Below are 21248 nucleotides of genomic sequence, written 5' to 3'. Positions count from 1 at the left end.
CTCCTATTACTGGGCTTCATCAATCAATTCAGGAACTGGGCGTGGTGCAGTTTCTGGTTTTGGTGCTGGTGCATCTGGGAAGAAATCATATTGTGGCTGTGGTTGCCATGCTGGTTTTTGGTCAGCATCGATTTCAAAACTGTTGATTGCGTCTTGTACCAAACGAACATTGATTTCGCCTTCATCGGCAAGTTTTTTCAAGGTTGCAACCACAATGTGTTCAGCATTCACATTGAAGAAACTACGCAATTTGGCACGAGAGTCAGAACGACCAAAACCATCAGTACCCAAAGTCACATATGGACGAGCATCAGGCAACCAGCCACGAATTTGCTCTGAATAGTTACGCATGTAGTCGGTCGCTGCAACAACAATACCAGAATGCGGTGCAAGCTGTTGAGTTACCCATGGAGTTTTTTGCTCTTCAAGCGGGTGTAGGCGGTTGTAGTCATCACACGCCATGCCATCACGGGTCAGTTCGTTGAAGCTGGTGACGCTCCACACATTCGCCTTGATGTTGAACTGCTCTGCCAAAATCTTGGCAGCTTTTTGTACTTCACGCAAAATCACACCAGAACCCAATAGCTGAACTTGTGTTGAACCATTGTCTTCTAGTAGATACATACCACGCTTAATGCCCTCTTCTACACCTTGTGGCATTGCTGGGTGTTCGTAGTTTTCATTCATCAAAGTGATGTAATAATAAACACGCTCGCCCTCGCCATACATACGACGCAAACCATCATGCATCACAACAGCCAGCTCATAGCCATAGCATGGATCGTAAGTCACGCAGTTTGGTACTGTACCAAATAGAATGTGGCTATGACCATCTTGGTGCTGCAAACCTTCGCCATTTAGCGTTGTACGACCTGCGGTAGCACCAAACAAGAAGCCTTGTGCTTGGCAATCACCTGCTGCCCAAGCTAGGTCGCCAATGCGTTGGAAACCAAACATTGAATAGTAGATGTACATTGGAATCATTGGCAAGGCATTGGTTGAGTAGCTGGTCGCCAACGCAATCCACGCACTCATTGCACCTGCTTCATTGATGCCTTCTTCAAGCATGTGTCCATCGGTTGCCTCACGATAACCCATCAAGGCCTCAGCGTCTTCGGCAACATAGTTTTGACCTGATGATGAGTAGATACCAAGCTGACGGAACATACCTTCAAGACCAAAGGTACGAGCTTCATCAGGTACGATTGGCACGACATATTTGTTCAATGCTTTGTCTTTTAGTAGTGCAGACAACAGACGCACATACACCATGGTGGTTGATTGCTCTTTGCCTTTTGAGCCTTGTAGCACTTGGTCAAAAATAGACAACTCAGGAATCTGCAATGGAATATGACCACTGCGACGAGCTGGCAAATGTCCGCCTAATGATTCACGACGACCCATCAGATATTTGTATTCTGCACTGTCTTCGCTTGGGCGATAGAATGGCAATTCTTTTAGTTGCTCATCAGTGATTGGCAAATCGAAACGGTCACGGAAGTATTTTAGACCATTTTCGTCCAATTTTTTCAGTTGGTGAGCCTTGTTCACCGCTTGGATTTGGCTAGATAGACCATAACCTTTGACGGTTTTTACCAAAATCACGGTTGGCTGACCTTTGGTTTTCATCGCCTCGCTAAACGCTGCATAGACTTTTTTAGGGTCATGACCACCACGGTTTAGACGCATGATGTCTTCATCAGACAAATCTTTTGCCATCTCTTCAAGTTCTGGATATTTACCAAAGAACTCTTTGCGAACAAAAGCACCATCACGAGCGGTATATAGCTGATATTCGCCATCAACCACTTCTTCCATGCGTTTTTTCAACGCACCTGTATGGTCTTTGGCAAGCAGGCTATCCCAATGGTCGCCCCAGATAACCTTAATCACACGCCAGCCAGCACCACGAAATACTGATTCTAGCTCTTGAATGATTTTGCCATTACCACGCACAGGACCATCTAGGCGTTGTAGGTTACAGTTGATGACCCAAATCAGATTATCAAGCTTTTCACGACCCGCCATCGAAATTGCACCCAAGCTTTCTGGCTCATCAGTCTCGCCATCGCCTAGGAATGCCCACACTTTGCGGTCTTCATCTTTAATTAGACCACGATTGGTTAGGTATTTTTGGTTGCGAGCTTGATAAATAGACATCAAAGGCCCAAGACCCATAGAAACGGTTGGGAACTGCCAATAATCAGGCATCAAATAAGGATGCGGATAGCTTGATAGACCTTTACCATCAACTTCACGACGGAAATTCACCAGCTGCTCTTCGCTCAAACGACCTTCTAGGAAAGAACGAGCATACATGCCAGGTGCACCATGACCTTGATAATAAATCATGTCGCCGCCGTGATTTTCGCTTGGTGCACGCCAAAAGTGGTTAAAACCAGTCTCATACAAAGTGGCACTTGATGCAAAAGTCGCCAAGTGTCCACCAAGTTCATCATCATTTTGGTTGGCACGCATGACCATCGCTAGGGCGTTATAACGCACCAATGCACGGATTTTGCGTTCCATGTGTAAATCGCCTGGATAGCTTGGCTCATCTTCGGCAGGAATGGTATTGACATAAGCAGTATCAAGACGGTTGAATGGCAAACCCTCTTGTACTGCCATATTATATAGGGCTTTTAGTAAGAATTGGGCGCGTTCTTTATCGGCACTTTTGATGACCGATTCAAACGCATCAAGCCACTCTTGGGTTTCAAGATGATCGGAATCTTTATAATAAGTTGTCATAGTTTATCCTAATCAAACATCACACAGTCAGACTGTGCAACAAAAAGCGTAAGCCCACACCAAAGTCTGGTTTACGCACCAAAGTTTTTTCTGTTTTGTTATTATCGACAAATCAGAATTTCACAGCTAATATTATAAAAGTTTTGGCAAAAAAAGTTTATGCCCAAAATAAAATATTAATGGCTTAGTCATTTATTTACTAAATACCAAACTTATCAATATGGATATAATACCAACCAGCAGTCGCATTATACCACAAATAAAAAACCCAGACACCTGTTAAGTCTCTGGGTTTGTAGCAAATTGGTGATTATTCTTCGCCAACTTGCGATTGGATATAGTTTTGCAGACCGATGGACTCGATTTTTTCCTGCTGTGTTTCTAGCCAATCTGCATATTCTTCATTGCCATCTTTGAGTTTGCACAAAATCTGACGAGAAACAAAATCTCTTTTTTGTTCACACAGGGCAATGGCATCGACCAGCACATCATGCTTACGATTTTCAAGACGCAAATCACACGCCAAAATCTCTTCGACTGTTTCGCCAATCAACAGCTTGCCAAGCTCTTGTAGATTTGGCAAACCTTCAAGCAATAAAATGCGTTCAATCAGCTCATCTGACCATTTCATTTCCTGAATAGACTGCTTATAAAAAGCGTCATTTAGCTCTTCTACGCCCCAATTTTTGACAATGCGTGCATGCAAAAAATACTGGTTAATCGCAATCAATGATTGACCAAGCACCGCATTTAATGCACGAATGACTTCTTTATCGCCTTTCATTACAATCTCCCCAAATCAGTGTGCAGAAGCAACCATGTTTGGTTCGGCAGTTTGGGTTTGTAGATAGTTTTGTAGCCCCATCAAATCAATCAAACGAAGCTGTTTTTCTAGCCAATGAGCATGGTCTTGTTCGGTATCAGCAAGCTGACCTACCAACATATCACGAGTAACATAATCACGCTCTGCCTCGCAAATGGCGATACCTTCTTTTAGATGTTCTTGCACCGCATATTCTAGGTCAAGGTCGCTTTTTAGCATGGCTGGCACATCAGCACCGATGTTAATCTCACCAACCTGCATATTTGGTGTGCCGCCAAGCATGATGATGCGATTGATGATTAAACGAGCGTGTAGCGTCTCATCTTCCATCTCATGATAGATGCGGTCGTGCAACTTGCCCAGTTCCCATTCGGCATACATTTGCGAATGAATGAAATACTGGTCTCTGGCACCAAGCTCGCCTGCCAACAAAAAATTTAGATAATCGATGACTTTTTGAGATGATTTCATCATAAACTCCAAAAAACAAATAGTAAATTGATTAAAAAATATGCCATTATCTTATCATAATAAAAAATAAAATAAAGCATCGATGTGTAGTAAATCAGAACTGCGAATCCTATGCAAATCAAGAAAAATTCTTAAATGACATAAAAAATCACCCAAACAACGCTGCTACTGTTTGGGTGGAAGGAGAAAAAGCTAAGTTTCTGATTTTATTATAAAAATTTATAAATTGATGAAAATTTAATCAATAATGACTATCATTTAAAAAAATTTAAATAAGAATAATTATTGGTTAAAAAAATAAATGATGCCAAATCCAGTAAAATGAGCCAAAGCCATCTTGGTTTGCTTGTCTATTAGAAATAATACAGCAATATTATTTACAAAATGATAAACTAACCCGCCATCACATCAATGGCGATAAAGTTGGCTTGATGTTCATCTAATAAATCCTGCACCATGGGTATGCAGCAGCCACAACAAGTGCCAACTGACAGGCTTTCTTGCAAACCCTGCATACCATTCACACCTTGCTGTAAGGCTGTTTTAATCTGAGTATCTTTGACATCGTGGCAAATACAAACATACATAAGGCAAACTCGCTATATCTACTGTCGTCCTAATTGACTCATGTGATTGATTTATTGATAAAATCAATCGTGCTCATTGGTTGAATAAAATCTTAAAAGAAAGTCATTCTCTTTTGTGATTGTTATCATAACAATAATTATTCCCATTTTCAACAATTTTTATTGATTTTTTGAATGATTTTCTTTGATAATATTTATCATTCATACATCATAGATTTAATATATCAAACAATCACGCCCAAACACCCTAAAATTGCCATTTGTAACGACCAACATCGCCAAGCATGACCATGTTGTCAAATTTAGGATTTGATGCAAGATGTGGTAATTGTATTATCAAGATATTGCCAAGCCCAATCGTTTGGCTTATACTTGATGGGTTATCTGTTATTCGCATCGTTATTATGGAAAATATGACAAAAAAATCTGCCCTAGTCTTGGGCTTGTGTGGATTATTTTATCTACCCGCTCACGCTTGCACCATCCCAAAAAGCGACTACAAAAATGTCAGTTGCACCAGTCAGTCTGGGCTTTTTTTGGCGAGCAAAGATGATGGTTCCCCTGTCGCTTTGCTTAACCAAAAAGGCTCAAAAATTGTCGATTTATTTGGCTATCAGGCGGTGCTTGCCAATCAATTTCAAGATGGCTTAATGCCTGCACTAAAAAATGGCAAAGTTGGCTATATCACTCGCCATGGTCAGGTTCGTATCGACTTTCAATACGACCAATTACCTGAAAACAACTGGGCAAGAGCGGTGTCTGATGGTGTGATTGTTGTCAAAAAACAAGGGGTTTGGGGTGCGATTGATACTCGTGGTCGTACGGTGGTTGGTTTTGACCGCACCATCAGTCAGATGAGTGATTTTAAGAACGGACAATCCACCATCAAGCGACACAATAAAGATACTCCGATTGACAAGCAAGGCAAGCACATTACCGAAACCCCCAAAGCTGCTGCTCTGACTGCACCAACCACCAAGACAACCGTGCCAGTCAAGCCTGCTCAAAACGGCACGCCTGCACCCAAACCAGCTACCAACCCAACCACCAAAAATGCAGCGGTCAATGTTAGCACCCCCTCCCCTGTGGTCAATGCACAACCTTTGACCGCCACAAACATCACCACAACCCCAAAAATCATCAATACCAGCGGGTTTTATCCACACCAGCAAAATGGTCAATGGGGATTTGTGGATGCCAATGGCACAACAATGATTGTCTATGCTTTTGATGAAGTCAAAGATTATAGCGAGAATGTGGCAGCGGTGCGTCAAGGTGATTTTTGGGGATTCATCAATCGTGGTGGCGATTTAGTCATTCCATTTCGTTTTCACAAAGATGGCTTTGTGATGAATCACGCCAAGCCACAAACCCCAAGCATGCCGTTGATTTTTGAAGCTGGTAAAGCATGGATTGGCAGTCTTGCTAATGGCGATAAAATGTGTATCAATGCCAAAGGCGACTCTGTCAGTTGTCAATAATTTTTTAACCATAAGGCTCGCCTTTTTATGATTAGTGTTTTTGATTTATTTAAAATTGGCATTGGTCCATCAAGCTCGCACACGGTAGGACCTATGGTGGCCGCCAATGCTTTTTTGGCAAAATTAGGCGATGACTTAATTAACACTTGTCAAATCATCATCGAACTGTATGGCTCGCTGTCATCAACGGGCAGAGGGCATGCGACTGATACCGCCATTTTATTAGGTTTGCTAGGACATCAGCCACGCACCATTGACACCACCAAAACCAAACAGTATCTTGCACCGATTTATCAACAAAATCAACTAAGTTTGGACGGTCGGCACACCATTACTTTTGATGCAAGTCAGCATCTGCTGTGGGACGACAATCCTCTGCCTGCTCACCCAAATGGCATGCGTCTGACCGCCACACTGACCGATGGTCGTCAAATCAGCCAAGTGTACTATTCTATCGGTGGCGGCTTCATCAAAGAAGCTGAACAAATGACCCAAAACGAATCAGGATTGGAGCAAGTATCCTATCCTTATCCGTTTGGCAGTGCAGTGCAGTTAAGCGAATTATGCCAATCCTTAGGGGTTAATATCGCCCAACTGATGATGCTAAATGAAACTGCCATTCGCTCAGATGATGACATCAAAGACTACCTAACCGAAGTATGGGAAGTCATGCAAGGCTGTGTTACGCAAGGCTGTCAAGTCGATGGCATTTTACCTGGTGGTCTTAATGTGCGTCGTCGTGCCAAAGCTTTATACGAACAACTCTCCAAAGAATACGGCAAATCTTCTGATGGTGGACTGCTGGCGATGGATTGGGTCAATCTGTACGCATTGGCGGTCAATGAAGAAAATGCCAATGGCGGTAAAGTTGTGACCGCACCCACCAACGGAGCGGCTGGTATCATTCCAGCGGTGTTGCATTACTATCGTGGGTTTATTCCCTCTTTTAGCTATCAAGGCGTGCGAGAATTTCTATTGGTGGCTGGGGCGGTCGGAGCGTTAATCAAACAAAACGCCTCCATCTCTGGGGCGGAGGTCGGCTGTCAAGGCGAAGTGGGTTCTGCCTGTGCAATGGCAGCGGCAGGTCTTGCCCATGTGCTGGGTGGTAGTGTTGCTCAATGCCTAAACGCTGCTGAGATTGGACTTGAACATAACTTGGGTCTGACCTGCGACCCGATTGGCGGTCTGGTACAAGTGCCTTGTATCGAAAGAAACGCAATGGCATCAGTTAAAGCCATTAATGCCGCCCGTCTTGCCTTGCGTGGCGATGGTACGCATCATGTTTCCTTAGATAAAGCCATCTTAACCATGAAAGAAACAGGCATGGATATGATGGATAAATACAAAGAAACTGCCAAAGGCGGACTGGCCATTCATGCCAGCACCAGCGATGGTCGTATTCATATTGTTAATGTCGGCACAGGATTTAGCCAGTGCTGATGAATTTTTGGTCAATCGGAGTAATTTTATGACAACAGTCACCCTAGCGGGCAATCCTATCGAAATCTTGGGTAATTTTCCAGCAGTAGGCGATAAAATCGATAATTTTAGCCTAGTTGCCACCGACTTATCATCGGTTAATTTGGCTGATTTTGATGGCAAACGCAAAATCTTAAATATTTTCCCAAGCGTTGATACAGGCATCTGTGCCACTTCGGTTCGTGTCTTTAACGAACAAGCTGCCAAACTGGATAATACCGTTGTGCTGTGCATTTCAGCGGATTTGCCATTTGCTCACGCTCGTTTTTGTGGTGCAGAAGGCATTGAAAGCGTCAAAAGCCTATCCACCTTTCGTACACCAGCCCTACTAGAACAGCTGGGTGTCGCCATCAGCACAGGACCACTGGCTAATCTGTCAGCTCGTGCCGTCATCGTGCTTGATGAACAAAACACCGTGCTGCACAGTCAGCTTGTGCCAGAAATCAAACAAGAGCCAGACTATCAAGCCGCTTTGGCAGTCTTGTGATTGCCACACCAAACCTCCAATGCCCAGACCATCGTTTGGGCATTTTTTATTATCAGTACATCAATGATGTACAGCTTATCCAAACATCACACAAAAAAAATTACCCATGATAAGTTTTACCCAAACAACAAAAATATAGTCAATTCTATTCAAAACCAGACAAAGGTTTTTGCTCAAAGTAAGCCTGCCTGCCCATAACGAAAAATTTGCCCGCAGGCAAGCTTGGGGCGAACGGTTTTGCCGTATGGTTTTGATATGAATTAAGTATACTTATATGACGACTACTTGTTTTTGATAAAAATAAACAATCCCCATCAAGCCAGACATCGCCACAAATAAACCCTGCAATCACACCATCCCCACCCATCATCAACACAAAACAATCTGTCATCAAACCATCAATCAGCAAGCCTAATGACTTCAAGCGACTTCCCATTCATCATCGCCTGATTGGTCAGATTATTTTTAAAAAAATTTAGAAGAAATATTTATTTTGTATTGTATCTTGATAAAATAAATGCTATGTTTAATCATAAGGACAATATCGTTTTTTACAAAAAAGGATTTAGCCATGGATAGCAATTCTTATACCACACGCCCATCTTGTCACAACCAAAAATTGACTTGGAAAGCCTTTGGCCCAGGTATTTTGATGGCATCAGCCGCCATCGGTGGTTCACATCTGATTTCATCAACCCAAGCAGGTGCTTTGTACGGTTGGCAACTTGCAATCATGATTATCCTTGCCAATTTGTTTAAATACCCCTTTTATCGCTTCGCCACAGAATATGCTTATAGCACAGGCGAAAGTTTGGTTGCAGGCTATGCCAAAAAATCCCCAATTTATATGTGGGTGTTTTTCATCTTATGTATCATATCAGGCATCATCAGCATTGGAGCGGTATCACTACTTTCTGCGGTCATCTTGGGGCATATTTTACCCATTGAGCTAAATACGATGGCATTATCCGCCATAGTCCTCATCAGTGCATGGCTACTGTTGTTTGCAGGACATTATAAACTGCTTGACGGCTTGACCAAATGGATTATCATCGCCCTAACCATAGCAACCATCGCCGCCGTTTTTATTGCCGCAGGCAAACCATCTGCCATCAATCCTGATTTCATACCAGCAAGTCCTTGGAATCTTGCCGCCTTAGGTTTTATCATTGCACTGATGGGCTGGATGCCTGCACCCATGGAATTTGCCGCCATTACTTCTGTTTGGACAGCCAAAAAAATCCAAACCGACCACACCAGCCATTTTCAGGGCATGGTTGATTTTAATGTCGGTTATCTGACTTCGGCAATTTTGGCATTATTTTTCTTGGCATTAGGCGTGTTTGTCCAATATGGCACAGGACAAGAAATCAACCTACAAGGCAGTGCTTATGTGGGTCAGCTGATTGCCATGTACACCGCCACGATTGGCGATTGGTCAAGATTATTGGTGGCGTTCATCGCCTTTTTGTGCATGTTTGGCACGGTCATCACCTGTGTCGATGGTTATGCTCGCACCAATGCTGAAAACCTATCACTCATCATGCACAAAAATTCCAGCCATGCTCAATCATTTGTCGCCAAATGGACGCTATTTTTTGTGATAACAGCCTATATATTGATTTCATTTTTCTTAGGTCAATTAGCGATTTTGCTGAAATTTGCGATGATTAGTGCCTTTGTGACCGCACCGATTTTTGCCTATCTGAATTACTCGCTCATCAAGGCAAAAGTCCGATTATCCGCACCAATGCACGCTTTTGCCATCATCAGCTTGCTCTTTTTATTGGGTTTTACCGTGCTGTTTTTATTGCAATTTTTTGGCTTTATTGGCTAAGTCATCTTATCTTGCATAAAATTTGACCGACTGACCGCCAAGTTTGTCTTTTGTTATAGGTGTTTGCAAAATGATACAATAATGATACAATACGACTTTGTTTGTCTGTTTTGGTGAACATTGTTTTAAGACTCTAATCCAACAAGTATGCCAAGCCAAATTTGTCCTATTATCCCAAGATAATAGGATTAAAAAAACCCTGATAGGCTAATGTGCCTTATCAAAAAACTGTTTTTTATCGCATACTTTTTGGGTGGTGTTTTGTTTTTGGTGGTCATTAAACCAACAAAACACTTCTCATTCATCGGTCAAATTACCCTAATGAATGTCAAGCATCTTAATCAACCCAAACAATGATTGGACTTTTATTCATCAATGGGCAAACACAAAAGGAACGCCAAGTTAATGATGATTTGGCGAATTGATTTTTCCAAGACAACGAGGTCATTATGACAATTTCACAAGATTTGATTAAAAAAACCGAGCAATACGGAGCAAACAACTATTTGCCCTTGCCGATTGTCATCAGTAAAGCACAAGGCATTTGGGTGGAAGACCCAGAAGGCAATCGCTATATGGACATGCTGTCTGCTTATTCAGCGGTCAATCAGGGACATTGCCACCCAAAAATCATTGACGCACTAAAAGCCCAAGCAGACCGTGCAACTCTCACCAGTCGTGCTTTTCACAATGACCAACTGGCTCCGTGGTACGAAAAAGTCAGCAAACTGACTGGCAAATCTCGTGTATTGCCGATGAATACAGGGGCAGAAGCAGTAGAAACCGCCATCAAAACCGCTCGCCGATGGGGTTATGACATCAAAGGTATTGCAGATGACCAAGCCGAAATCATTGCCTGTGTGGGAAATTTTCACGGTCGTACCATGGGTGCGGTATCTTTGTCATCAGACCCTGACTACAAGCGTGGCTTTGGCCCAATGCTTGGTGGTATCAAACTGGTACCTTATGGTGACCTAGAAGCCCTAAAAGCTGCCATCACGCCAAATACTGCCGCCTTCTTGATTGAACCAATTCAAGGCGAGGCTGGTATCAATATCCCACCGCAAGGCTTTATGAAAGCTGCTTTTGATGTCTGCAAACAAAACAATGTGCTATTCATCGCTGACGAAATTCAAGCAGGTCTTGGTCGCACTGGCAAAATGTTTGCCTGCGAATGGGAAGGTATCGAGCCTGACATGTACATCTTGGGTAAAGCCTTAGGTGGTGGTGTATTCCCTATCTCATGTGTGGTTGCCAACGATGAGATTTTAGGGGTATTCAATCCAGGTTCGCACGGCTCAACCTTTGGTGGCAATCCACTTGCCTGTGCTGTCTCCATCGCCGCTCTTGATGTGCTGGTTGATGAAAATCTCATCGAAAACTCAGCTAAGCTGGGCGAATATTTCTTGGCAGAACTACAAAAAATCCAAAACCCAATCATCAAGGAAGTGCGTGGTCGTGGTCTATTCATCGGTGTTGAACTACACGAAGCGGCTCGCCCTTATTGTGAAAAACTCAAAGATTTGGGTCTGTTGTGCAAAGAAACGCATGATACCGTGATTCGCTTTGCACCGCCACTCATCATCACCAAAGAAGAGCTGGATAATGCCTTGACAAAAATCCGTCAAGTGCTGTCTGTCTAATTTTTAGGACTGATGCACCGCCAGCATCATCAGCTTGTGGTGCATTTTGTCAAATTTTATACGCCATTTGCTCAATAACTGCCAATTTAAGATGGCAATTTTGGTCAAAATAGCGTAAAATAGACAAAAATTCTTGTCAATATTACATAATTTTGCATTTTTGTATTGTGAGATGCAAAAGATTTTGATAATATAGACACTTTATTATGCCAACGATTGTCATCAATCGTTGCCCCATTTTTAATTATTTATCTAACAAGGATAACCCTATGGCAAACTCTGCACAAGCTCGTAAGCGTGCTCGTCAAAACACCAAGCGTCGTCAGCAAAATGCTTCTCAGCGTTCTATGGTTCGTACTTTCATCAAGCGTGTGAATACTGCGATTGAAGCTAAATCTTATGAGCTAGCCACCGAAGCATACAACAAAGCTGTGCCAGTAATCGACCGTATGGCTGACAAAGGCATCATTCACAAGAATAAAGCTGCTCGTCATAAGAGCCGCCTAAATGCCGCAGTAAAAGCTCTAAAAGGCTAATACATCAAAAAACCCTGATGATTCAGGGTTTTTATTTGGGCAAACAGCTCATCAGTGGGCTGTTTTTTTATTACCATCAACTCAACCGCCCACATCATGATATTTGATGTGAGCGGTTTTTGGTAAATGAATGAGCTTGGTTTATTTTGGTGCAATCATCTGACTTGGCACAACCCATTCATCAAACTGCTCAGCAGTCAATAAGCCCAAATCAATGGCGGTTTGTTTGAGTGTTTGATTGTTGGCATAGGCAGTTTTGGCGATTTTTGCTGCATTTTCATAGCCAACATGGCGATTTAGTGCCGTTACCAACATCAATGAATTATGCAAAAATTCATCAATTTTTTCTGGAACAGGCGTGATACCAACCGCACAATGCTCATTAAAACTATGGCAAGCATCAGCAAGCAAGCGAATGGATTGTAGCAGATTATAGCCAATCACAGGCATATAGACATTCAGCTCAAAATTCCCAGACGCACCCGCCATGCCGATGGTAGTATCATTGCCCAACACCTGAGCCACAACCATGGTCATCGCCTCCGACTGAGTTGGATTAACCTTGCCTGGCATGATGGACGAACCAGGTTCATTTTCAGGAATCTTAATCTCGCCCAAACCACATCTTGGCCCTGATGATAGCCAACGAACATCATTGGCAATTTTATTAAGACTGACCGCCAAAGTTTTTAATGCCCCAGAAGCATACACTTCGGCATCACGAGCTGCCAATGCCTCAAACTTATTTGGCGAAGTAATGAATGGCAGTCCTGTCAAATCCGCCAGCGTCTGTGCTGCCTTGATTGCATAATCTGGGTGGCTATTTAGCCCAGTGCCAACAGCCGTACCACCCAAAGGTAGCTCATAAAGTCCTGTTAGTGCATCTTCAATGCGTGCCAAGCCATGCTCTAATTGTGATACATAGCCACTAAACTCTTGCCCCAATGTCAAAGGCGTGGCATCTTGCAGATGAGTTCGACCAATCTTGACAATATTGGCAAATTGGGCAGACTTATCCGCCAAAGTGTCTTTTAATGCCTTGATGGCTGGAATCAGATGGGTGTTAATTTGCACAGCTGCCGCCACTCGAATGGCTGTCGGAAAACTGTCATTGGTGGATTGGGCGTGATTGACATGGTCGTTCGGGTGTACAGGCTGATAACTGCCTTTGGGCTTGCCTGCCAGCTCATTGGCTCGATTAGCAATCACTTCATTCATGTTCATGTTCGACTGTGTGCCAGAGCCTGTTTGCCATACAACCAAAGGAAATTGGTCGGCAAATTGACCTGCCAAAATCTCATCAGCCGCTGCCACAATCAGCTGCTTTTGCTCATCTTGGATACGCCCAAGTCCAGCATTGGTCATGGCCGCCGCCTTTTTGACCAATGCCATCGCCTCAATCAACGGGCGTGGCAAAGTCTCGCCACCAATTTTAAAATTATCACGGCTACGCTGTGTTTGAGCTCCATAGTAAGCATCAGCAGGCACTTGTACTTCGCCCATTGTGTCTTTTTCAATACGAAATGTCATCTTCTTTTTCCTAAAAAATTTGTTAAAATAACAAAGTCTTGTATAGCAAACTTTGTTTGATTAGCATACCATTAACGCAAGTATTTATCAAACAATAATAGTTATCAATTAAAATAATCATGAAATCTTTTGATGAATATGCCACAAAATCCACTGTCTCGCCAATTTTTTCGCAAACAAAGACGACAGCTAAGCTCACAACAACGACATAGGGCGACTTTTTTGGCCAGTCGTTTTTTGCCAAAACTGCACGATTTATTACCAAAAAATGCCAACATTGGGCTATATCTTGATGATTTTGGCGAATTACCAACCGATGTTTTGATGAAATTTTGCCAGCGGTATGGACATCAAGCCTACCTGCCCATCACTAAGACAGGTCAGCCCTTAACCTTTGCCCCCTTAACAAAAACATTGGCACAGACACCAACCAAACGACATCAGTTGGGCATGCTTGAACCTATAACCAAACCCATCATCACAGCATGCAGACTTGATGCCATCATTTGTCCATTAGTAGCTGTGGATAAGCAAGGTGTACGACTGGGCATGGGTGGCGGTTTTTATGACAGGACATTAAGTGTTAGGCCTAAGCCGCTGGCGATTGGCTGGTGTTATGATTTTCAAATCATCGACCAACTACCCAAACAAGCATGGGACGAAACCATGGACATCATCATCAGCGATTGTCGCTTTATTCGATTAAACTAACACATGATAAAAAAACCCAATCAATCAGACTGGGTTTTTTATTATGGGCGATTAGGCATCGTATGGGTCTCTTAATACGATGGTTTCATCACGGTCTGGACCTGTGGAGATGATATCAACAGGGCAACCCACCAACTCTTCAATGCGTTTGATGTACGCCTGAGCATTGGCTGGCAAATCTTCAAATTTGGTGATGCCGATGGTAGATTCTGACCAGCCTGCCAAAGTTTCATAAACAGGTTCAACTTGCTCATAAAACTGTGCATCAACCGCACCGGCAATCTCTTCTTGTGGCACTCGATAATCGGTGGCGATTTTGATTTCCTCCAAACCATCAAGAACATCTAGCTTGGTCAAGCAAATGCCTGACATCGAATTGAGTACCACAGCACGACGCAGACTAACAGCATCAAACCAGCCACAACGGCGAGCACGACCTGTGGTTGCCCCAAATTCATGACCCACTTTGGCAAGATGTGCCCCTACTTCATCAAACAATTCGGTTGGGAATGGACCTGAGCCAACACGAGTGGTGTAAGCCTTGGTAATACCAAGCACATAGTCTAGGTACAAAGGACCAAGCCCTGTGCCTGTCGATACACCGCCTGCGGTGGTATTAGAACTGGTCACAAAAGGATAAGTACCATGGTCAATATCAAGCAATGTGCCCTGAGCACCTTCAAACATTAGGTTTTCGCCCTTTTGACGACGATTTTCCAATTCATTGGTAACATCAACCACCAAATCTTTTAGTTCATCACGCCAAGTTTGGCAAAGTTTTAGCGTCTCTTCAAAGTCAATGGCATCAACTTTATAATACTGAGTCAGTTGAAAATTATGGTATTCTAGCAAAGCTTCTAGCTTTTGTGGCAAATCGTCACGGAATAAATCCGAGACTTTCAAGGCACGGCGAGCCACTTTATCCTCATAAGCAGGACCAATGCCACGACCTGTTGTGCCAATCTTGGCATTGCCACGCTTGATTTCACGAGCTTGGTCTAGTGCCGTATGATAAGGCATGATTAAAGGACATGCTGGCGAGATACGCAATCTGTCACGCACAGGCACACCCTTTTCAATCAGACCGTTCATCTCTTTGAGCAATGCGTCAGGGGCAAGCACCACACCGTTGCCAATAAAACAGGTGACGCCTTCACGCAAAATACCCGATGGAATCAAATGCAGTACGGTCTTTTCACCACCGACCACCAGCGTATGACCTGCATTATGACCACCTTGAAAGCGAGCAACCGCTGTGGCTTTTTCGGTCAATAAATCAACAATCTTGCCCTTGCCCTCATCGCCCCATTGGCTGCCTAGCACGACAACATTCTTACCCATAATCATTCCTCACAAAAAAATAATAACTAAAAACATCAAATTAACAATCATCGCCAACCAGACGCACCGCCCAAGTTTGATTATCGTCAATCTCCAATACACCGTCAATCTCATCAGGTCTATCATCTGGCGAAATTGGCTTAATGACAACACAGCCCTCATCTTGCAAAGTCTTGATTTGCTTGGCTAAATCAGCCTTTTGCTCGGTAGTGGCGGTCTGTAATTGCTCATAATCCACCCAAATCACCGTATCCTCTTGCAGCTCAACAAAAGCAAGCAAGCGATTTAAATCCATGCTAAATCCTGTGGCATTGCGTGCTTGTTGCTGTTTGCTAACACCCACAAAACGACCACCACGCACCAAAGCTTGTGACGACTGCCCCACACCCAAATAGCCATTAAACACAATGCCTGTGTGATAATGGTAGCCTGATAATTCGGTAATATCAATACCCACCTGTAAACCAAGTGAACGAGCGTGTGCCGCCAAACGAATCACTTCATCGATGGCAGTCATGATTTGAAGGTCTTGCCGACTCTGCTCAGAAAGCTGACCCAAAAAATCATCACAGGTTGGCACGCCATCACCGCACCAATCAAGTCCTGCCAATAACAAAAAATCCTCTTTTGCCATTGGTTTGAGTGTCTGGCACAGTACTGATAGCTCTGGCATGGCTTTTTTGTGATAAATCGCCATCAACTCGCCAGCCGTCTGCGAATCAATCTGATGTAGCTGACACAGTCGGTCAAAAATCGCCACATGACCAATATCAAGGTGTAAATCCTGCACTGGCAAACCAATCTCATCAAGCAGTGCTGTCAGCACATCAAGCAATGATAACTCCGCCTCAATGCCCTGCACACCAAAAATCTCTGCACCTAATTGTAGGGGTGTGCGTAATCCAAACAACCCCTGTGGTAGCGTTTTGACCACTTGTTCTACATAGCAATAACGGTTTACGCCCTTACCATGCTGACCATCAATCCGCAAAATCTGTGGCGTGACATCAGCACGCAGCCCCATCAATCTGCCTGTTTTTTGGTCAATGAATTTAAAAGTCTGTAATTTTAAATCTTCATCAGCATAACCCAACAAACTGTCTGTGTATTCAATCAGCGGTGGCGACACCAAGCGATATCCGTGAGCCGTCAAAATAAACAACAAAGCATCACGCAACGCCTCTTGTTTTTGGGCATCGACAAACAACACATCAGCGACACCATCTGGCAACAACCAATGCTGGCTCGAATCAGTTTTGGTAATTTGTGACAACACATCAACCTCTTGATTAGTCTTTTTTATCTGACGCAACAATGGGCAATCGCTAGGAATATTTTATCAATTATTATTTATAATAAATTTAATAAAATTAAATAAACTGCCCAATATTTTACGACCGTTTTTACTTGGCTAGTGTACCACACAAAATCATCATTGTAAGACAATTTTGCAAAAATTTTCTTAATTTTTTCAAAAAGTTGTCAATTTTGGCAAATTTTTTGGCAATTTTGCACCACACCAACGATTAAACCAATCCCAACATTCTTAGCCACGCCATGCCGATTGCCATGCCAATCATGCTGACCACCGTCGTCAATGCCAAGATATTTGCCGCCAGCACATCGTTACCACCCATCGCCTTTGCCATGACATAGCTTGCTGCTGCCGCAGGGCTTGCCACCATCACAAACAATACTCCAAACTGCACGGCTGGCAATGCAAATAACACCCCCATGACCACCGCCAACAAAGGGGCAACCAGCACACGCCCAAGACTTGCCTGCATCGATACACCAGACAATCTAAACATCGAACGAATATCAAGCGTTGCCCCTGCACAAATCAAGGCAAGTGGCAATGCAATACTGGCAAGCAGCTCTCCTGTTCTGGTGATGGGTTTGGGTGGTAATGATAGCCCAACCGCTTTGTAAATGAAAGCCGACACCAGAGCGATAATTAAGGGATTTTGAAAAATCTTCTTGGTAATATCAAGGCCTTGCTTGATAAAACCTTGGGTAACTTGCGTGCGAGACAATGTAATGACAGACAAAATATTGTACAAAATGGTCAAGATGCCCATATAGACCGCACCGACACCTGTACCGACATCGCCATAGGCATTGCCAACCACCGAAAGCGAGATGATTGCCATATTTGAACGAAACACCCCTTGCACAAATACGCCTTTATCTGGCAATTTTGGTACAAAAAATTTGGCGTACAGCTCCGCCCCAAAAAACAACAAAAAAGTCGTCAAAATACCTGCGGATAACAAAGGCAGTTGTGCCTGATAATCCACATCACTTTTAATAACACTAAAAAATAGTAAACAAGGCAATCCAAAATTAAACACCAGCTTGGAGGCAATATCGACAAAATTATCATCAATGAGCGATTTATTTTTCATAAAAAAACCCAGCCCCATCAAGGCTAGGTTTGGAAAAACAATCATAAAAGCAAAACTGATGGCTTGTAGGATTTCTTGGGGGTTCATAATTGATTTAGTTATCTGTCTTGTATTTGGGTGTTTAAGATTAGGTGCAAGCAAACAAAACATCATTGCTATTGGCAAAGTTTCATATCAACCTTCATCAACAAAAACACACACCCAAGATGATTGATGGCGATTTGCTGACAGTAAGCCTTGTCATGGCGGTCGTGCCAAAATACTTACCCAACCTTTATCATGATGATTTTAAAACATACTGATTATTGCTTATGATATCATAAAACACAATGCGTTGGCATTTTAATCCATCAAAGTCAAATTGTACAATAAAGGGAAAAAGCGATTTAATTTGACAAAAATTATCATAGCCAAACTGTTTTTGATAATAAGCAATCAATACCGATAATGCCGTGCCGTGCGACCCAATTACCAATGTCTTTTTGTCATTATTTAATAAACAATGAACCGCTTTAAGATAACGGTTTTGAACTTGCCTTAAACTTTCGCCATTATTTAGGCGATAATCAAAATCCTGCCATTGTCTTTGACAAAAAATATCAAAATCCTCAATCCAGCCATCGTCTATTTTTCTTTCACAAAACTCTGCCATTTGAATAACAGACAAGCCTTTATCTTGTGCTAAGGGATAAACCGTATCATAAGCTCGTTTAAAGGTGCTGGCATAAATACCATCAATATTAATTTCTGTAAAAAAATCATTGATAAGCCTTGTATCGGCTTGCCCTTTGGCAGTTAATTCTCGCTCTTTGTCATTATGGTTGTCATAATTTGGTTCACAATGACGAACAAAATAGAGTGTTTTTTGCACATCGCCCTCCAACTCATTAGCAAACAAGCCAATTTTAAATCAACCCGTTACGATACCACCTCTTAGCAAACAGATAATCTTGATGTCAGACCCATCGAAGAAAAACAGCACCTGTGTGACTGGCAGCTTGTCACACAAGGTTTTCTTTGTTGTTAGCTTTGGTAGAAAATCTAAGTGACTTTTGCGATTTTCTTTTGCTTTTTGAGAGTCATCGCAAGCAAGCTGATTGCCGCAGGAGTCACACCACTGATACGACCTGCTTGGGCAAGTGTCGCTGGTCTGACCTGTGAGAGTTTTTGAACAATCTCATTGGACAATCCTGAGACGCTGGCATAATCAAAATCCATCGGTAGTGGCGTATTTTCAAGGCGTTTCATCTGCTCAATCTCGTCATTTTGACGGTCGATATAGCCTTGATACTTGACCGCAATTTCAATCTGCTCGCCCACTTCGTCAGACACACTACTGTCCGCCACTTTGGCAATGTCAGCAAAGTTGATGTTTGGGCGTTTTAGTAGGTCAAGCAATGTATTTTCTTTGGTCAAAATCTCGCCTGTATTTGCCATGAATGCCTTGCCAAGAGCATTATTTGGCGTTGCCCAAATGTCTGACAAGCGAGCGGTTTCACTGGCAATCTGTTCTTGTTTTTGATTAAATTTTGCCCAGCGTGCATCATCAATCAGCCCAAGCTCTCGCCCAATGGCGGTCAAGCGTTCATCGGCATTATCCTCACGAAGTAGCAGACGATGTTCGGCACGACTGGTGAACATACGGTACGGCTCTTTGGTGCCATGTGTGATGAGGTCGTCCACCAGCACCCCCAGATATGCCTCGTGGCGTTTGGGTGTCCACGGCTGTCTATTTTGGGCGAATAAAGCAGCATTCACACCAGCCAATAAGCCCTGTGCCGCCGCCTCTTCATAGCCTGTTGTTCCGTTGATTTGTCCTGCAAAATACAACTGGTCAATGGACTTGGTTTCAAGAGTTGGTTTCAAATTTTGCGGGTCAAAATAATCATATTCGATGGCGTAGCCGGGTCGTGTGATGTGAGCATTTTCAAGTCCACGCATGGAGTGAATAAATTCAATCTGCACATCAAAAGGCAAACTTGTAGAAATGCCATTCGGATACAGCTCGTGCGTGGTCAAACCCTCTGGCTCAATAAAAATCTGATGGCTATCCTTGTCAGCAAAGCGATGAATCTTATCCTCAATAGACGGACAATAACGAGGCCCCACCCCTTCAATTTTGCCACTAAACATTGGCGAGCGGTCTAGATTGGCACGAATGATGTCGTGCGTGCGTTCGTTGGTGTGCGTGATGAAACATGGAATCTGGCGTGGATGCATCGACACATCGCCCATGTAGCTCATCACAGGCAGTGGCGTATCGCCCTCCTGTACGGTCATCACGGAGAAATCCACCGTACGAGCATCAATACGAGCTGGCGTGCCTGTTTTAAGTCGCCCAACAGGTAAATTTAATTCACGCAGACGGTCAGCAAGACGAATCGATGGCATATCACCTGCTCGCCCGCCTGACTGGTGTTGCAGCCCAATATGAATGACCCCACCCAAAAAAGTCCCAGAAGTTAGAACGGCTGTCTTGGTGTTGATACGCACTCCGCTTGCCGTCACGACCGCCACCACTTTACCATTTTCGATGATGATGTCGTCCACAGGCTGCTGGAATAAATCCAAATTTTCCTGATTTTCAAGAGCATGACGAATGGCAGCTTTATACAAAATTCGATCCGCTTGGGCACGAGTGGCTCGCACAGCCGCCCCTTTTCGACTGTTTAGTACACGAAACTGAATGCCTGCTTTGTCGGTTGCCAACGCCATTGCCCCACCCAACGCATCAACCTCACGCACCAGATGTGATTTGCCAATACCACCGATGGCAGGGTTACAGCTCATCTGCCCCAAAGTCTCAATATTATGCGTGATGAGCATGGTTTTGACGCCCATTCTGGCAGCCGCCAAAGCTGCTTCTGTGCCTGCGTGTCCGCCACCGATTACGATGACATCATAGGATTTTGGATAATTCATCATGTTAAAAATACTTAATCTTCATCTAATAGACTTCCCAAAAAATAAACCAAATAAACCAATACATCACCTACTTCAAACCAGAATAAAGCAAGTAATCACTAGGTTTGGTAACCAAATCTGACAACTTAATCAGACTGGCTAACAGACTGACTGAATTTGATTTTAGGTTTTACTGGGAAATTTTGTGTAAAAAATACCGCTTATTCTAGCACATTTTGCCAAAAAATCAGCGAAAATT

18 protein-coding genes are annotated in these 21248 nt (G+C 43.3%); 7 read left to right on the top strand and 11 right to left on the bottom strand.

What is annotated here, in order from left to right; translation table 11 throughout:
* Window positions 1-6 precede the first annotated feature (6 nt).
* The 4 genes from aceE to LU297_RS08665 all read right to left on the bottom strand — a co-directional run bounded on the left by aceE (window position 7) and on the right by LU297_RS08665 (window position 4632).
* Window positions 7-2751, bottom strand: coding sequence for a pyruvate dehydrogenase (acetyl-transferring), homodimeric type (gene aceE, locus LU297_RS08680; protein WP_263076125.1), 2745 nt, complete (start codon window positions 2749-2751; stop codon window positions 7-9).
* 310 nt (window positions 2752-3061) lie between these two features.
* Window positions 3062-3535: a bacterioferritin gene (gene bfr, locus LU297_RS08675; RefSeq protein WP_263076124.1), complete on the bottom strand. Its 474-nt coding sequence runs from the start codon at window positions 3533-3535 to the stop codon at window positions 3062-3064.
* Window positions 3536-3550: 15 nt separating this feature from the next.
* The gene (gene bfr, locus LU297_RS08670; protein WP_263076123.1) at window positions 3551-4045 is read right to left on the bottom strand and encodes a bacterioferritin; all 495 of its coding nucleotides are present in this window, start codon (window positions 4043-4045) and stop codon (window positions 3551-3553) included.
* Window positions 4046-4437: 392 nt separating this feature from the next.
* Window positions 4438-4632 (bottom strand): (2Fe-2S)-binding protein, encoded by a 195-nt coding sequence (locus LU297_RS08665; RefSeq protein WP_263076122.1) that lies wholly within the window; start codon window positions 4630-4632, stop codon window positions 4438-4440.
* A gap of 413 nt (window positions 4633-5045) precedes the next feature.
* Between LU297_RS08665 and LU297_RS08660 the strand changes: the two genes are divergently transcribed.
* From LU297_RS08660 to tpx, 3 genes are read left to right on the top strand one after another with little or no spacing between them, the layout of a single operon-like run.
* Window positions 5046-6113 carry a WG repeat-containing protein gene (locus LU297_RS08660; RefSeq protein WP_263076121.1) on the top strand — a complete coding sequence of 356 codons (1068 nt, stop codon included), beginning with the start codon at window positions 5046-5048 and terminating at the stop codon, window positions 6111-6113.
* A gap of 27 nt (window positions 6114-6140) precedes the next feature.
* Window positions 6141-7553 (top strand): L-serine ammonia-lyase, encoded by a 1413-nt coding sequence (locus LU297_RS08655; RefSeq protein WP_263076120.1) that lies wholly within the window; start codon window positions 6141-6143, stop codon window positions 7551-7553.
* 28 nt (window positions 7554-7581) lie between these two features.
* On the top strand, window positions 7582-8079 hold the full coding sequence (tpx, locus tag LU297_RS08650; RefSeq protein ID WP_263076119.1) for a thiol peroxidase: 498 nt from the start codon (window positions 7582-7584) through the stop codon (window positions 8077-8079).
* A gap of 145 nt (window positions 8080-8224) precedes the next feature.
* On the opposite strand, the gene LU297_RS08645 is transcribed toward tpx, so the two are convergent.
* Window positions 8225-8470, bottom strand: coding sequence for a hypothetical protein (locus tag LU297_RS08645; protein WP_263076118.1), 246 nt, complete (start codon window positions 8468-8470; stop codon window positions 8225-8227).
* Window positions 8471-8650: 180 nt separating this feature from the next.
* Between LU297_RS08645 and LU297_RS08640 the strand changes: the two genes are divergently transcribed.
* The 3 genes from LU297_RS08640 (at window position 8651) to rpsT (ending at window position 12095) form a co-directional block, all read left to right on the top strand.
* On the top strand, window positions 8651-9916 hold the full coding sequence (locus tag LU297_RS08640; RefSeq protein ID WP_263076117.1) for an NRAMP family divalent metal transporter: 1266 nt from the start codon (window positions 8651-8653) through the stop codon (window positions 9914-9916).
* Window positions 9917-10365: 449 nt separating this feature from the next.
* Window positions 10366-11559 carry an ornithine--oxo-acid transaminase gene (locus LU297_RS08635; protein ID WP_263076116.1) on the top strand — a complete coding sequence of 398 codons (1194 nt, stop codon included), beginning with the start codon at window positions 10366-10368 and terminating at the stop codon, window positions 11557-11559.
* A 269-nt stretch (window positions 11560-11828) separates the two neighbouring features.
* A complete protein-coding gene (gene rpsT / locus LU297_RS08630) occupies window positions 11829-12095 on the top strand; it encodes a 30S ribosomal protein S20 (RefSeq protein WP_263076115.1) in 267 nt (88 codons plus the stop codon).
* 141 nt (window positions 12096-12236) lie between these two features.
* Here rpsT and fumC read toward each other — a convergent pair whose 3' ends face one another.
* Window positions 12237-13625 carry a class II fumarate hydratase gene (gene fumC / locus LU297_RS08625; protein ID WP_263076114.1) on the bottom strand — a complete coding sequence of 463 codons (1389 nt, stop codon included), beginning with the start codon at window positions 13623-13625 and terminating at the stop codon, window positions 12237-12239.
* Between the two features lie 132 nt (window positions 13626-13757).
* Between fumC and LU297_RS08620 the strand changes: the two genes are divergently transcribed.
* Entirely contained in the window at window positions 13758-14336 is a 579-nt protein-coding gene (locus LU297_RS08620; protein WP_263076113.1) for a 5-formyltetrahydrofolate cyclo-ligase, read from the top strand.
* Window positions 14337-14387: 51 nt separating this feature from the next.
* Here the strand turns inward: LU297_RS08620 and LU297_RS08615 are convergent, their stop codons facing one another.
* The 5 genes from LU297_RS08615 to mnmG form a co-directional block, all read right to left on the bottom strand.
* Window positions 14388-15677: an adenylosuccinate synthase gene (locus LU297_RS08615; RefSeq protein WP_263076112.1), complete on the bottom strand. Its 1290-nt coding sequence runs from the start codon at window positions 15675-15677 to the stop codon at window positions 14388-14390.
* A gap of 40 nt (window positions 15678-15717) precedes the next feature.
* Entirely contained in the window at window positions 15718-16953 is a 1236-nt protein-coding gene (locus tag LU297_RS08610) for an ATP phosphoribosyltransferase regulatory subunit (RefSeq protein ID WP_432806255.1), read from the bottom strand.
* Between the two features lie 250 nt (window positions 16954-17203).
* Window positions 17204-18157 (bottom strand): AEC family transporter, encoded by a 954-nt coding sequence (locus tag LU297_RS08605; RefSeq protein WP_263077378.1) that lies wholly within the window; start codon window positions 18155-18157, stop codon window positions 17204-17206.
* 205 nt (window positions 18158-18362) lie between these two features.
* Window positions 18363-18956, bottom strand: a complete 594-nt coding sequence (locus LU297_RS08600) for a histidine phosphatase family protein (RefSeq protein WP_263076109.1) — start codon at window positions 18954-18956, stop codon at window positions 18363-18365.
* A 170-nt stretch (window positions 18957-19126) separates the two neighbouring features.
* Window positions 19127-21007, bottom strand: a complete 1881-nt coding sequence (gene mnmG, locus LU297_RS08595; RefSeq protein WP_263077376.1) for a tRNA uridine-5-carboxymethylaminomethyl(34) synthesis enzyme MnmG — start codon at window positions 21005-21007, stop codon at window positions 19127-19129.
* Window positions 21008-21248: the final 241 nt, after the last annotated feature.

This window comes from Moraxella nasicaprae, from assembly GCF_025643275.1.
GTDB classification, from domain to species: Bacteria; Pseudomonadota; Gammaproteobacteria; order Pseudomonadales; family Moraxellaceae; genus Moraxella; species Moraxella nasicaprae.
Note: the sequence above shows the minus strand (reverse complement) of the source record. Positions and strands in the feature narration are given on the sequence as shown.